This is a genomic window from Arthrobacter sp. NPDC057013 (assembly GCF_042674585.1).
Classification (GTDB): Bacteria; Actinomycetota; Actinomycetes; order Actinomycetales; family Micrococcaceae; genus Arthrobacter.
This window is the reverse complement of record NZ_JBHUSE010000012.1, coordinates 110735-123881: the sequence shown is the minus strand read 5'-3', so window position 1 is coordinate 123881 and position 13147 is coordinate 110735. Positions and strand designations below refer to the sequence as shown.

Genomic DNA, 13147 nt, shown 5'->3' with positions numbered 1-13147 from the left:
AGGCGATGTTCACAATGCCGAGGTCCCTCCCGACCGTGGATGTGTCTTTGAGTGTTGCTACTGCGAAGGCGATATAGATGCCGAAAAGGATGCCGCCGGCAAGACCAGCTGTCAGTGTTTGTCCGATGATGAGTACTGTGGCGTCCTGCGCGAGAACGATGACGCCTACCCCGTGGCCATGGGGATGGCGGTGACGACGAAGAGGGGCTTGCGCCGTCCGGTTTTGTCGCTGATCCAGCCAACGGAGCAACAAGTAGCGCGACGGGGCCGCTGAGCAGGAGGGTGATGAAAAGAGTTGTTGGCAGATCGGTCTCGGCGACCTTGATTTTTGGTCCTGCAGGTAGTACACCGCGTACGTGGCCACGACTCCGAAGCCGAGGTTGATCAGGAGGAATGCGAGCAGGAACCAGGCGAAATCCGGGGACTTGCGAGGGTTGATGTAGAAGCTGCCGGCGAACTCCTTCGAGGTAAAGGGCGGTTGTTCGCCGGTTGCAGGCTTGTCACCCTTCAGCAGGGCGACAAGGGCGAGTCCGAAGACTATGGCTATCGCGACCGGCAGCCCGATCTGCGGGAGAATGCTCGTTGGGGCTGCCTGAATGAAGAAGATTCCCACCACGGTCGAGGCCGAGGACGCAGTACCCGAAAGCGCCCCGACGACGCCGTGCTGGGATTCGGGGATCCGATCGGCAACTACGGCGAGAGTCGCTGCGATGGCGGCATTGATAAAGGCCTGCATCAAAGCCCATCCGAGGATGAACATTGGTACTGAGTCGCTGAGGCCGATAACCGCGGCACCGACGGACGTACCGGCGAGGCCGACTAGAATCCACGGCCGACGGCGGCCGAACCTGCTCCTGGTGCGGTCACCCGTGAGCGAGACCAAAGCTCCGCAGGCAGAGCGCCAGGCGGGCACTCTCCTATGATCAACGCGCCCACTCCACGCCCGCCCGCGGACGTGGGGCGGGCCGCCAAACCGGCAGTTCGTCAGGAGACGCTTAAAGCATCTGCGTCGTCACAAACGGTTAGCCAGCGGTCGACGAAGCCGAGGACCCCGGATGCCGACGAGTATCCCCGCCCCGTCCTCGCCGGAGTATTGGAACTCGGCCAAGTGAATCGACCAGGCCTTGGCTCTTCTCCAATGCCGGTTCGGTTCACCGGAGGCCTATGATCCGAATAACAATCAGGAGCGTCGGATCGGGCGTGTCCGGCAGATCTGGGCGCGTCAGGGCGCGGACAAGGCCCTCGCCGTTGGCGCCTTTATGTGGCAGGGCTCACACCAGTGCAGCCGCAACTGCTATTGGAAGGTCGCCAATCTACGTTTGTCGATCCTCTAATACCCGATAAATCAACTGAAAGCCGACAATCTTTTCTAAGCCATTGGCAGAAAACCACACAGCTGCTTCCGCCTGGGGACACAAAATTACCAAAAAAGCGAAGTCGGTGCGTCGGGTTACTTTGGGATTCGAACCGGGCTAAAAGCAACGTCGCTGTCCCGGACATCAATACTCACGAAGAAGGCACGGTATGGACACTATAAGTCAACTGGCGACTGATCGGACGCCGCAGTCAACGCCACATCTCACCGGCAAGATGGGATTTCTTGAACTCTTCTTCAGTGTGATGGCCTACAACGCCCCCTTGGTGATCGTGATCGGGGTCATCCCGATCATGGTTGCCAGCGGCAGCGGTCTGGGCACGCCTATCTCATTCATCGTGGCTGGCCTCGTCCTTGCACTTTTTGCCGTGGGGTTCACCCGCATGTCCAGGATCATGCCGAAACCCGGCGGCTTCTACTCGATGATCACAGCCGGACTCGGCCGAGAAGTCGGACTTGGATCTGGGTTTGTCGCGCTGCTCGGTTACTTTTGCGTCTATGCTGGAACGCCTGCATTCGGCGGCCTGGTCCTGGGTGAACTCGTGCACAACACCCTGCAGGGCCCGGATCTCCCGTGGTGGGTTTGGGGGGCTGTCTTCTGGGCGGGGTCAGCAGTCCTCGGGTATTTCAACATCGAGCTTTCCGCCAAGTTCCTGACGATCTTCCTCTTTCTCGAGATCATCATCATTGTCGGATACGACCTCTTTGTCTTCGCCAACGGCGGAGCCAACCATGCCGGTATCTCCTTGGCGTCCTTGCTTCCGGCTCATTGGTTTGATGGTTCCTTCGGCACAGGGCTGCTCTTCGCCCTCGGCATGTACGGCGGATTCGAAGTCACTGTGCTGTTCCGCGAAGAGGTTCGCAATCCGAACCGCGTTATTCCGCGCGTCACGTTCGCGGTTATCGTGGCAGCGATGGTGATCTATGGCGTGTCGTCGTTGGGGTTCATCAACGCGCTTGGCATCGACAAAGCGGTCGAACTCGCCACTGCTGACCCCACCGGATCTATGACCGGCAGCATCGAGGTATTCGGGGGCAAGGTGCTCTCTGACCTGTCGACGATCCTGGTCAACACCAGCACCTTTGCGGTTATTCTGTCGGCACACAACATCACCGCGCGCTACTTGTTCAACCTGAGCGCGGACAAGATCTTTCCGCGCAAGCTCAGCACAGTGCACCCCCGTCATGGGTCCCCTTATCTGGCCTCGCTCGCAACCAGCGCAGCCGGCTTGATCCTGAACCTCATCGCGGTCGTCATCGGACTGGGAGCAGTCGACTTTTACACGGCGATGCTCGGTATCACCAGTTTCGTGATCTTGGCCGTTATTTTCGTCGCCAGCATCGCGGTTCCGCTCTACCTTCGTCGACACGGCGGGCACCATACGATATGGAGCAGGGGGGTATTCCCGGTCCTTGGGATCATGGGGCTGGGAACCGGGCTGACCCTCGCAGCCGTAAACTTCACTTCGCTGGTTGGAGGATCGACCGTGCTCGCCACTGCTCTGATGGCCCTGATCGTGGGCCTGTTCGTTCTCGGTATCGTGATGGCCACAATCTACCGTCGTGCGAAGCCGGACACGTACAGCAGTATCGGTCGCCAATAACGGAATTGATATGTCGTCGGGCAGGTTTTCGGCCAGCCCGGAATGCGTTTGCTGCAACATCAGCGCCCGAAGTGACCGGCCGAAGGTCGGTCACTTCGGGCTTTCTGTTGGCTTCAGCACACTGGGGGCGAGGAAGGGTCCGGCCGGCTCACACCTTCTAAGGATCGGCATCATGGAAGAGAAGCCGTGGAGTATCCATGTTCATCCGCAACGGCACTGAAGAACCTTTCGACCCCGACCTGCCGGACGTTGCTGCGCGCGGTCCTCGGTGTTCGCCGAGGGTATCGGATGGGAAGGCAGCCGGCTTTCGCAAAATCTCGGCCGCATGGAGACCCGGGGACTCATTCGACGGCGTAAGTCGGGTAACGACAGCCGAGGCGCAGAGGTGGAGCTCACCGACGACGGAGCACGAACCAAGCAAACCAATACCCAAAAGAGACCCTGACATGAATAACTCTATGTCTTGTTCCCACGGCCGGTGGTGCACGCGCGCGGATGCGCTGCTCGGTGTCGAGGGCATCCACATCAGCTCTGTCACGGCGACCGGGGCCGGCCTGGTTCTGGGCGTCGAGACCGGGGAGGATGTCACCGGCTGTCCGGACCGGTGTCGTTGCCTGGGCCATGGCCGTCGGCCGGTTCGACTCCGTGACATCCGGTGTTTCGGCCGGCCGGTACGGTTGCTGTGGTCTAAGCGCGTCTGGCGGTGTCCGGACCCTGACTGCCCGAGAACGACGTTCACCGAGGAGCATCCGATGGCAGGATCCCGGGCGAAACTGACAACCAGGGCAGTCGGGTGGGCGACCGATGCGCTGCAGCGTTTCGATACCTCCGTTTCCGCTCTGGCGCACCGAAGGGATGCGTTGGTTTGCCAAAACTTTGCCCAATGGTCGCCTGAGCGTATTCGAGCAGAGCGGTCACGAGCCCTACTCAACGAGTATTCTGAGTTCAATGCCCAGCTTCTGGAGTTCATCGCCCAGTATTGATTGCTGTGACCTCGACTCGGGGCACGTATGCGAGACGGCGGTCGGTCGTCAACCGGTCGTCGTCGTCTCGTTTGCTTACGCGACTGTAGGTGCCGCTGCTAAGCCTCCGAGGGAGCGCGGGATGAGGCGTGGCGCCCGTGGTAAGTTTCTAGGCTCGGTGTCGGCCGCCAGAGGGGCCGCGTCCGTTGTTTTCGTCCAGGCGAAGTAGATCCGCGGTCTTTATGCGTTTCAGAAGCTTGCAGCGCGGACTCCCGGCGGTGCGGGATGCAGCGCCATCCGAATCGTTATCGACCCTCAACCGCGAGTTGGTGGTGCCCCGCATGGCCGGCAATGAGGTACCAAAGTGCTCAAGGCTCTCTCCGGCCGCCACCCCGACTCGAAGGGTTATGTTTTGTCCTGTCTAATGAAGCAGGCTGGGGATAAACGACGGTTGAGACTGTGAGTTGGGCGTCGCTTCTCAAGCGTCCCGTGTTATCGCAGGTGGCGACGTGCAGCCGGCAGCCGTTATCGGACGGTGTGCGTGGCCCTCAGGAGCTGGTCGATTTGAGGCCGTAAGTGCCGGCCCGAGTATCCGGCCTCCGGAATGGGGAGGTCGTGCAGGCGGGAGGACACAGCGTTGTCGAAAACATTCATCTGCGAGCCTGCGTCGATGATGTAGTGTTCGGCCGTGACGTCGGCACCGGAGGGGTGCAGCACGCGGGCAATGGAGGCGCCGAGGCCGGCCCAGGGGGGTCCAGGATGTGAAAGATCCACTGCTGGGAGCCTTCTTGCAAGCGTCAGACAGGTCTGATCTGAAGGAACGGATAAAGTCTGGGTTCGAGGACTGGTAGATACTTCCGGGCGTGAAACACCTGTGCTGTTCCGATGTGTCTCAACCCTTGGTATGCAGATCTAGCCAATAGGTTTCAAGACACAATCACGAGAATCGCGGAAAGCGTAGAGAGCTGCGGAACTTCAAAGAACCAGAGGCCCTGCCGATGCAGGCATTGTTCGACAGGTGAGACATTTCGTTTCCCAAGGGGGCACCGTCCTCGCCCGGACAGGATCCTTTGCAGAACAAGACTTCGACGACATCACTCGACCGATGGAGCGGTCATTCTGGTGTTCGTTGTCGCTAACGCCCGGCAAATCTGACAGGCACACCGCGCGTTGGGAGGCGCATATGACCGCGAGATCCTGATGAAGGGCCTGTGTAGGTCGGACGAATCCTGTATCGCGTGACCAGAAGGGGCGGTCGAGCTGCTGAAACTTTGCCTCTGCACGACCAGGTTCCGTGCCGGTGCGAAGCGCCAGGTCGCTAGTGCTGACCGAACGTAGCGGGGTCAACCGGGCGCAGATTTTTTGGCAGGTTCTCCACGACGAGCAGGTACGATTCCGTGACGAGGTCGTCGACCGTCTGCGCATCGAGCTCGCCGCCTGGGTGCAGTGTGATCCAGTGTCGTTTGTTCATGTGATAGCCGGCCGTGATGTCGTCGTGCGCTTCGCGCAGTGCCCTCCCGTCAGCCGGTGCTGCTTTCAGGATCACGATGGGTTCGCCGGTGATCGAGGTTTGGAGCATGAAGGCCCTGCCGCACACCTTCCAGACGTCCCAGTCCGTGCCGAACGGGTGAGTGAGCTCCGCGCCGGGTAGTTCCTGTGTGCGCGTCGCGGCTCGGTCTTGCAGTTGTTTATTGTCCATATGCTTCCCGTTTTTCCGTCGGATGCCGATCAATGCACACTGGTGTGGCGGCAAGCGGTGGATGCCGGATCGCGCGTGCAGTACAACGCGCACGCCATCTGGCGAGGCGTTGTACAGTCGAACGGGCTATCCCTGTCGACAGCGCCTTTGTGCTCGTGATGGAAGCGACGGCTCACGCATCCAGCAGCCCTACTGCGACAAAGCCTCCATCGACCGGCAGCGTGTGCCCGTTGATGTAGTTGGCCTCCTCGGAAACGAGGAAAGCAACCGCATTAGCAATGTCTTCCACCTTCCCGTAGCGACGCAGCGGGATGTGGCGGTAATAGGCGTCGCGGGTCGCGTCCGTGTGGACACTGTTTGCCAGCGGCGTTTCTATGGGGCCGGGAGCGACGGCGTTGGCAGTGATGCCTTTTGAGCCTAGCTCGGCTGCGAACTGCCTTGTAAGCGCGTCCACTCCCGCCTTTGTAGGGCCATAGGCCGCACGTCCGATCCCCGCGCGAAGTCCGCTGATCGAGCTGATGTTGACGATACGTCCCCAGCCACCGCGTGCCATGATCCGGGCTGCCCGCTGGCTGCACCGGAATGTCCCGATTAGGTTAATCTGGACGGTCATGGTGAATAGGTCGTCGGGGAAGTCGAGAAGATCCCGGATCTGCGAGACACCAGCGTTGTTGACGAGGATGTCGCAGCGCTGATGCTCCTTGTCGATACTTGAAAACAGGGCGTCGATCGAGTCGCAGTCCCCGATGTCGACACGCTTAGCCTGGGCGCACAGCCCTTGCTTGACGAGCTGATCGACGACGCGCTCAGCAGCCTCGAAGTCTCGGTCGGCCACAACGACGTGGTGGCCTCTCTTGGCCAACACATCGGCGGTTGCAGCTCCAATGCCGGAGCCAGCGCCTGTGATGACAGCAATCCTTGATGCCATAAGTGTTCCTCCTGAAGGCTTGTCGCACGCGCCGCTTCGGCGGAGCGCCACTCGATGTCGACGACGGGCTAAGGCTCCCGCTACTAGTCGGCGGCAAGGCCGGCTGATCATCGACCCAGACCATGTGGTCCGTGATTTCAGTCTCGTACACCGTCAGTCCGGGCGGAACCGTCAGTGAGAGGAAGAGAGGACCCCCTATTCCGACTATCTGTCGGAGATCGAGGAGGGAAGGACGAGGCGCAGAAGGTGCAGCCCGATGTGCAGCTCGAGGCGGTTGCGGCCGTCGTCGAGATCGAGTCCGGTGGCCTTCCGTATCTGGTCGAGCCGATAGTACAGAGTTGTGCGATGGAGATGCATGGCATTTGCTGTAGAGGAGATCGATCCACCGTGGTCCAGGTATACGAGCATCGTGTGTAGGAGCTTCCCGTCGCGGTCTTGCTCGTGGAGGGCTCGCACCGAGGCGGGTACGTTGTCCAACGTAAGGTCAGTCTCTGGGAGGCGCAGGAGGAGGGCGTCCACACCGAGGTCGGCCCAGAACGCTGTGGCAGCGTTCTTAGTGGTCGACTGTCGTTGGGAAGCGAATAGCGCAGTGTCGGCAAGACGACGGGCGAGCCAGGCTGTATCCAGCCCGCCGTGATCGGCACCTATGCCGACATCGACACGGCAACGACGTCCTAAGGAGCGCCCTAGCTCGACTACGATCCGATCGGCCTGATCCTGCAAGACGTCGCAATGAATTTCGTTCGAGTCTGCCTGCAGCAGCAACGCCCCATTATCCTCAACGAGGTGAAGCGAACGGCGACTGTGAGTAGGATTGGCCGTCTCGAGTGCGAGGTTTAGAGCGATATCGATCGAGGCCTTCGTGGCATCGCCGACCGTAACTTGGACCATTGTCACGACGACGTACTGGGCATTTGCGAGGTTTGCTTCTTTGGCGAAGAAAGCCAATGCGTCCAGCCGGGTTCGCTCGTGCTCGCTTAGGAGGGCTTGCGTTTTCATCTGCCGCTCGAGGTGCCCCGGGTCGGTCTCGAGACGGTCCGCGTAGAGCTGAGCCGCGATCTCGGCTCCAGCAAGCTCGATTCGCGTTCGCTCTTCAGATGTTAGGGATTGGTGGGTGTCGATAACCATCATGTGTCCCAGCAGCCAGCCGGAGGCGAACAGCGGGACGCAAAAACGAGACGCCATACCCAGATCAGGGTTCGCCTGCAGTACATGCGGCCGGCTCCACTGGTTTACGCCCTGGGCCAGGATCCGTGCAGCCAGCTCCGCGCCGCCGTCGCCGTAGAGTACGGCGCGAATGCGCGCGGGGTCTTCGTCTTCGTCCCGTAGTGAGGACTCGCATAGACCAGACGTACAGCCTGATCGTTCACGACGACGGAGCGCTGAAGGTGACGCGACAGTTCGTCCACGAGCTGCCGTAGCTCATTCCCCGCAGCCATTTTGACCGTCATCGGTCAACTCCACCTCCCATTTTCCCGGCGATCTGCCATATCAAGCTTAGTCGGACGGGGAGGAGTGTGCGTTGTATACGGGAGCCAGCTAGGAGGAAAGCCTCGGAGGGACTGGGCCTGCAATCCCTCCGAGGCTAACTCACGAAACGTGCGCTTCGTTCCACTGCTTATCGTGATCGCTAGAACCAGCGGTGGTCGATTGTGGTGTGCCCGAGCGCCTTTCCGATGTCGGAGACGTGGCGCACGATCATGCCGACATCGGATCCGAGTGCTACCATCCCGAACCCCTGATCCCGGCGAGCCACAACGTCATCAGCATTGCGTGCTACCACGGCGCTGGCAATGCCCTTGGCCTTCGCTCGCCCGACGAGCTCTAGGATCTCCTCGCCCACACCGGGCGCTTCCCACTGTCCGATGTGGCCGTAGCTGGACGAGAGATCGCCGGGCCCGAAGACAACTGCCTCAACCTGGTCGAGGGCGATGATGTCGTCGAAGGCCGCTGTCGCCTCCTTGACCTCGATCATGGGGAAGATCATGATCTCGTCGTTTGCTCGCTTTATGTAGTCCTCAAGCCCGAGGCCCCAGCGCACGTTGCGCTCACCTCCCAGACCGCGCTCACCCCGCGGCGGGTAGTAAGCGTACTTCTGGATCTGCTCGACGTCGGCTGCACTACGGACGAGCGGGACTACGAGGCCGTGAGCTCCCAAGTCGAGCACGCGCTTCGTCGGCTCAAGGTCGTGTGAAGGCACGCGGACGATGACGCTGAGATCGGTGCCCTTCGCCGCACGCAGGTGGTTAGCGATGTGTTCGTAGCTCAGGTATCCGTGTTCAAGGTCGATCACCACCCAGTCAAGCCCCAGCTCGACGGCGACCTCGATGACCGCGGGGCTCTCCATAGTGACCCACAATCCGTAAGCTGTTTCGTCAGCAGCGATCTTGGCACGCAGCTTCTCGTTCATAGTCGTTCCCTTCTAGGGTGCACAGGTCCGGCAGGCGCTGACGGACGCTCCACTTCGGGCGTCCGGACAACCGCACTTCATGAAGTGTCAAGCTGTTCGTGCTCGATTGGTGAGCGTCCGGATTATTGTCCGTTCCACACTGATTAACACTCGCAGTCAACGAGGGCGGTGTGCCACAGCGCCCGGTAGCAAGAATGCCGGTGATTCTTCGTCGTTTTGTCGTAACGACGAGAAAAGTTGAGCAGGACGCCCGCGTTGTGCTGGTTCATATGGCTTTGCTGCTTGACTTGGGAGCTTGGCGTCAAGCGTGGAAGCGCTTCCTCCGGGGGAGGCCTAGCCGGACCGGACCGTGTTGTCACCACTGATCTCCGTGCGCCACGATGATCATCGGTCTTGGCACGGCCAGCTTGAGCCCAACGCGATAATGCCAGCTAGAGGGAGCGTTGCTCCACGCCGTTGTATGCACTCAGCGGTCGGATTAGGGAATTGGATGCGGACTGTTCCAAGATGTGGGCCGTCCAGCCGGTGATGCGGCTGGCGACGAAGATGGGTGTGAACATCTGAGTGTCGAAGCCCATGAGGTGGTAGGTAGGGCCGGCTGGGTAGTCGAGGTTGGGCTTGATGGCCTTGGCTTCGTCCATAGCCTGTTCCAAGCCGTTGTAGAGTCCGAGGAGTTCTGGCCGGCGGTAGTGGGCGATCATGTCGTCCAGGGACGCTTTCATTGTGGGAACGCGGGAGTCCCCGTTCTTGTACACACGGTGCCCGAAGCCCATTACCTTCTTCTTGTTGGCCAGCGCATCTTCCATCCAGGCCTTTGCACGGGAAGCTGCCTCCTCCAAGGACTCCTGAGGGCGGATGCCGATCTCGTCGAAGGTGTGCATGACGGCTTCGTTGGCGCCGCCGTGCAGCGGCCCCTTGAGCGCCCCGATTGCGGCAGTGACTGCCGAATGCAGGTCCGAAAGCGATGAGGTGACCACCCGCGCCGTGAACGTGGAAGCATTGAAGGAGTGCTCGGCGTAAAGGATCATCGACACATCAAACGCCTCGACGACCTCCGCTGCCGGGTCTTTCCCAAATGTCATGTAGAGAAAGTTCGCCGAATAGCCCAGATCCTCACGGGGCTCCACTATCTCCTGGCCGCGGCGGCGGCGCTGATCGTAGGCCACCACGGCAGGAAACGCGGCAAAGAGATCCTTTGCTTTGATGAGGTTTGCCGCCGCCGAGGAGTCTTGTGCCAGCGGGTGCTGCGCCCCCATGACGGAGGCGGCCGTGCGGCAGACGTCCATGGGGTGCGTTGACATGGGGAGGGAATCTATGACCGTCTTGACAGTGGGGTCCAGGGCGCGGCCTGCACGCTCAAGCTTTAGGAAGCGATCCAGTTCCTCTTCGGTCGGCAGCTCGCCGTTCCACAGCAGATAGGCGACCTCTTCGATGCTGCACTTGGCCGCAAGCTCCTGGACGGGGTAACCACGGTAAAGCAGTGAGTTCGTGTCCGGGTTGACCTTTGAGACGGAGGTGTAGTCCACTACGACTCCGGCGAGTCCCTTGCGGACTTCAATCGTTGGGGTGCTCATGTGACGTCCTTGCCTTGTAGATGTGCGCAGTACTAACTTCGTCCGGGGATGTGAAAGTCGAAGACCCCTGTATCGAAGCGGTTGTAGCCTTCGTAGTCCACCAAGTCATAAAGCCTTGCCCTGGTCAGCATGGCCTCCACTTGAGTCTCCTGGCAGCCTTCCAGACGCAAGGTGTCCAAGACGCGTTCGGCGGCGCCCATGGCACTACGGAGGAGCGTGACGGGGTAGATGACCATGTTCACGCCCACGGCCTGCAGCTGTCGTGTGGAGAAGAGCTCGCTTTTTCCGAATTCGGTCATGTTGGCCAGTATGGGCACGGTGACGGCGTCGCGGATGGCCTGGAATTCGGCGAGGTCGCGCATAGCTTCGGGAAAGATGGCGTCGGCGCCGGCGTCCACGAGGGCTTTGGCGCGGTCTTTGGCTGCGTGGAGTCCGTCGGTGGCGCGGATGTCGGTGCGGGCCATGATGAGGAAGTTCGGGTCACGGCGGGCGTCGGCGGCGGCACGGATGCGCTTGGTGGCCGTCTCCAGATCCACGACGTTTTTGCCGTCGAGGTGGCCGCAGCGTTTGGGATTGAACTGGTCCTCGATGTGCAGCCCGGCCAGGCCCGCGTTTTCGATCTCCTGGACGGTGCGGGCCACGTTCATCGGTTCGCCGAAACCGGTATCGGCGTCCACAATGGCGGGCAGGTCCGTCATCCGGGCGATCTGCCCGGCCCGGGTGGCCACCTCGGTGAGGGTGGTCAGGCCGATGTCGGGCAGGCCCAGGTCGTTGGCCAGGACCGCTCCCGAGATGTAGACGCCGGCGAAGCCTTTCTCCTCGATCAGGCGGGCCGAGAGCGGGTTGAACGCCCCCGGGAACTGGGCGATGGTGCCTGAGGCAAGGATTTCTCGGAACCGGATGCGTTTCTGTTCAGGGGTGGTTGTCGAATACAGCATCAGAAGAGTCCCTTGGGTGCGGCGGTCAGGTCGATGACGCCGGGGGCGGCGGTGATGTTCAGCTGGTCCAGTTCCCCTGCGGTGAGTTCGGGGAGGCGTTCGACGGCGGCGAGGAACCGTTCGATCTCGGCCTCCTCCACGAGCCCGGCGGCGAGGGTGCGGAACTTGTGGATGTACTGCTCCCGGCCGAACGGCCGGGCCCCGAGGGGGTGGGCGTCGGCGACGGCGATCTCATCGGTGATCACGGTGCCGTCGGTGAGGGTGATTTCCACGGACCCGCCGAAAGCCTTCTCGGCAATGTCCAGGGAGTGGTAGCGGCGGGTCCATTCCGGGTCCTCCACCGTGGAGACCTTCCGCCACAGTTCCACGGTGTCGGGGCGGGCGGCCCGTTCGGGGGAGTAGGAGTCCACGTGGTGCCAGGCCCCGTCCTGCAGCGCGACGGTGAAGATGTACGGGATGGAGTGGTCCAGGGTTTCCCGGGAGGCCGTCGGATCGTACTTTTGCGGGTCGTTGGCGCCGGAGCCGATCACGTAGTGGGTGTGGTGGCTGGTTTTGATGAGGACGGACTTCACGTTCGCCGGATCGGTGGCCTCGGGGTGCTCGCGGTTGAGCTTGCGGGCGAGGTCGATCCAGCCCTGGGCCTGGTACTCGGCGGAGTGTTCCTTCGTGTAGGTGTCCAGGATGGCGCGCTTGGCCTCACCGGGCGTCGGCAGCGGAACCTCGTAGGAGGCGTCCGGGCCGTCCAGCATCCAGGCGATCACGCCGTCCTCGCCTTCATAGATCGGCACCGGTGACGTCTGCCCGCGCATGGACCTGTCCACCGCTTCGACCGCCATCTTCCCCGCGAAGGCGGGGGCGTGCGCTTTCCAGGTGGAGATCTCGCCCTTGCGGGACTGGCGGGTGGCGGTGGTGGTGTGCAGGGCCTGGCCGACGGACTGGAAGATGGTTTCGACGTCGAGCCCTAGGAGAGTGCCGATGCCGGCCGCGGCCGAGGGGCCAAGGTGGGCGACGTGGTCGATCTTGTGCTTGTGCAGGCAGATCGCCTTCACCAGGTTTACCTGGATCTCGTAGCCGGTGGTGATGCCGCGGATCAGGTCCCGGCCGCTGGAACCCACGTGCTGGCCCACCGCGAGGATGGGTGGGATGTTGTCCCCCGGGTGCGAGTAGTCCGCGGCCAGGAAGGTGTCGTGGTAGTCCAGTTCACGGACAGCCACCCCGTTGGCCCAGGCCGCCCACTCCGGAGAGACACGCTCGCCGATGCCAAAGACTTTCGCGCCCTTGCCACCCGTGCTCGGGCCATGGGCGAGTGCCTGGGCACGGGCCGCCACGATCGGGGCCCGGTTCAGCGAAGCGATGGCCACCGAGGCGTTATCGATGATCCGGTTGATCACCATCTCCGTGACGTCGGCAGAGACCTCCACCGGGTCGGCGGCGACCAAGGCGATCTTATGCGCCAGCTGGTCCTCGCGGGCGAGGTTTTCCTCGCTCTTGTAGACGCGGACGTGGTGTTCCTTGACCATGGTGCTCCTTGTCATGCGGTGTGAGCGTGTTTTTGACATGTGAAAGGCTCGGGTGCAGATGCAAACTTGGTGGTAGCCACGCGACGCGCTAGTTGCTGAGGGCCACGGCTTGGGCGATGCCGCATCTGAGCGCTTCA

Annotated in this window: 10 protein-coding genes; 1 reads left to right on the top strand and 9 read right to left on the bottom strand. The window is 61.6% G+C overall.

What is annotated here, in order from left to right; translation table 11 throughout:
- Positions 1-913: MFS transporter (locus ACFTSA_RS16055; protein ID WP_377952523.1), on the bottom strand; the 913-nt coding region annotated here is incomplete at its 3' end.
- A 611-nt stretch (positions 914-1524) separates the two neighbouring features.
- Between ACFTSA_RS16055 and ACFTSA_RS16050 the strand changes: the two genes are divergently transcribed.
- Positions 1525-2979, top strand: coding sequence for an APC family permease (locus ACFTSA_RS16050; RefSeq protein WP_377952521.1), 1455 nt, complete (start codon positions 1525-1527; stop codon positions 2977-2979).
- 1487 nt (positions 2980-4466) lie between these two features.
- Here ACFTSA_RS16050 and ACFTSA_RS16045 read toward each other — a convergent pair.
- From ACFTSA_RS16045 to ACFTSA_RS16010, 8 genes are all read right to left on the bottom strand, one after another.
- Positions 4467-4715 carry a hypothetical protein gene (locus tag ACFTSA_RS16045; RefSeq protein ID WP_377952519.1) on the bottom strand — a complete coding sequence of 83 codons (249 nt, stop codon included), beginning with the start codon at positions 4713-4715 and terminating at the stop codon, positions 4467-4469.
- A 544-nt stretch (positions 4716-5259) separates the two neighbouring features.
- On the bottom strand, positions 5260-5733 hold the full coding sequence (locus ACFTSA_RS16040; protein WP_377952518.1) for an MmcQ/YjbR family DNA-binding protein: 474 nt from the start codon (positions 5731-5733) through the stop codon (positions 5260-5262).
- A 79-nt stretch (positions 5734-5812) separates the two neighbouring features.
- Entirely contained in the window at positions 5813-6568 is a 756-nt protein-coding gene (locus ACFTSA_RS16035) for an SDR family NAD(P)-dependent oxidoreductase (protein ID WP_377952516.1), read from the bottom strand.
- Positions 6569-6772: 204 nt separating this feature from the next.
- Positions 6773-7753, bottom strand: a complete 981-nt coding sequence (locus tag ACFTSA_RS16030; RefSeq protein WP_377952515.1) for a PucR family transcriptional regulator — start codon at positions 7751-7753, stop codon at positions 6773-6775.
- Between the two features lie 445 nt (positions 7754-8198).
- On the bottom strand, positions 8199-8978 hold the full coding sequence (locus ACFTSA_RS16025) for an HpcH/HpaI aldolase/citrate lyase family protein (protein WP_377952514.1): 780 nt from the start codon (positions 8976-8978) through the stop codon (positions 8199-8201).
- Positions 8979-9409: 431 nt separating this feature from the next.
- Entirely contained in the window at positions 9410-10552 is a 1143-nt protein-coding gene (locus ACFTSA_RS16020; RefSeq protein ID WP_377952513.1) for a bifunctional 2-methylcitrate synthase/citrate synthase, read from the bottom strand.
- Positions 10553-10584: 32 nt separating this feature from the next.
- Positions 10585-11490, bottom strand: coding sequence for a methylisocitrate lyase (prpB, locus tag ACFTSA_RS16015; protein ID WP_377952512.1), 906 nt, complete (start codon positions 11488-11490; stop codon positions 10585-10587).
- Positions 11490-13010, bottom strand: coding sequence for an MmgE/PrpD family protein (locus tag ACFTSA_RS16010; protein WP_377952511.1), 1521 nt, complete (start codon positions 13008-13010; stop codon positions 11490-11492). Before ACFTSA_RS16010 ends, prpB begins: the two co-directional genes overlap by 1 nt.
- Positions 13011-13147: the final 137 nt, after the last annotated feature.

Bases quoted from the DNA above. Each gene is read 5' to 3' on its own strand.
- ACFTSA_RS16050 (WP_377952521.1), top strand. From the start codon at position 1,525: ATGGACACTATAAGTCAACTGGCGACTGATCGGACGCCGCAGTCAACG.
- ACFTSA_RS16020 (WP_377952513.1), bottom strand. From the start codon at position 10,552: ATGAGCACCCCAACGATTGAAGTCCGCAAGGGACTCGCCGGAGTCGTA.
- ACFTSA_RS16010 (WP_377952511.1), bottom strand. From the start codon at position 13,010: ATGGTCAAGGAACACCACGTCCGCGTCTACAAGAGCGAGGAAAACCTC.
- ACFTSA_RS16025 (WP_377952514.1), bottom strand. From the start codon at position 8,978: ATGAACGAGAAGCTGCGTGCCAAGATCGCTGCTGACGAAACAGCTTAC.
- ACFTSA_RS16030 (WP_377952515.1), bottom strand. From the start codon at position 7,753: ATGGCGTCTCGTTTTTGCGTCCCGCTGTTCGCCTCCGGCTGGCTGCTG.
- ACFTSA_RS16035 (WP_377952516.1), bottom strand. From the start codon at position 6,568: ATGGCATCAAGGATTGCTGTCATCACAGGCGCTGGCTCCGGCATTGGA.
- prpB (WP_377952512.1), bottom strand. From the start codon at position 11,490: ATGCTGTATTCGACAACCACCCCTGAACAGAAACGCATCCGGTTCCGA.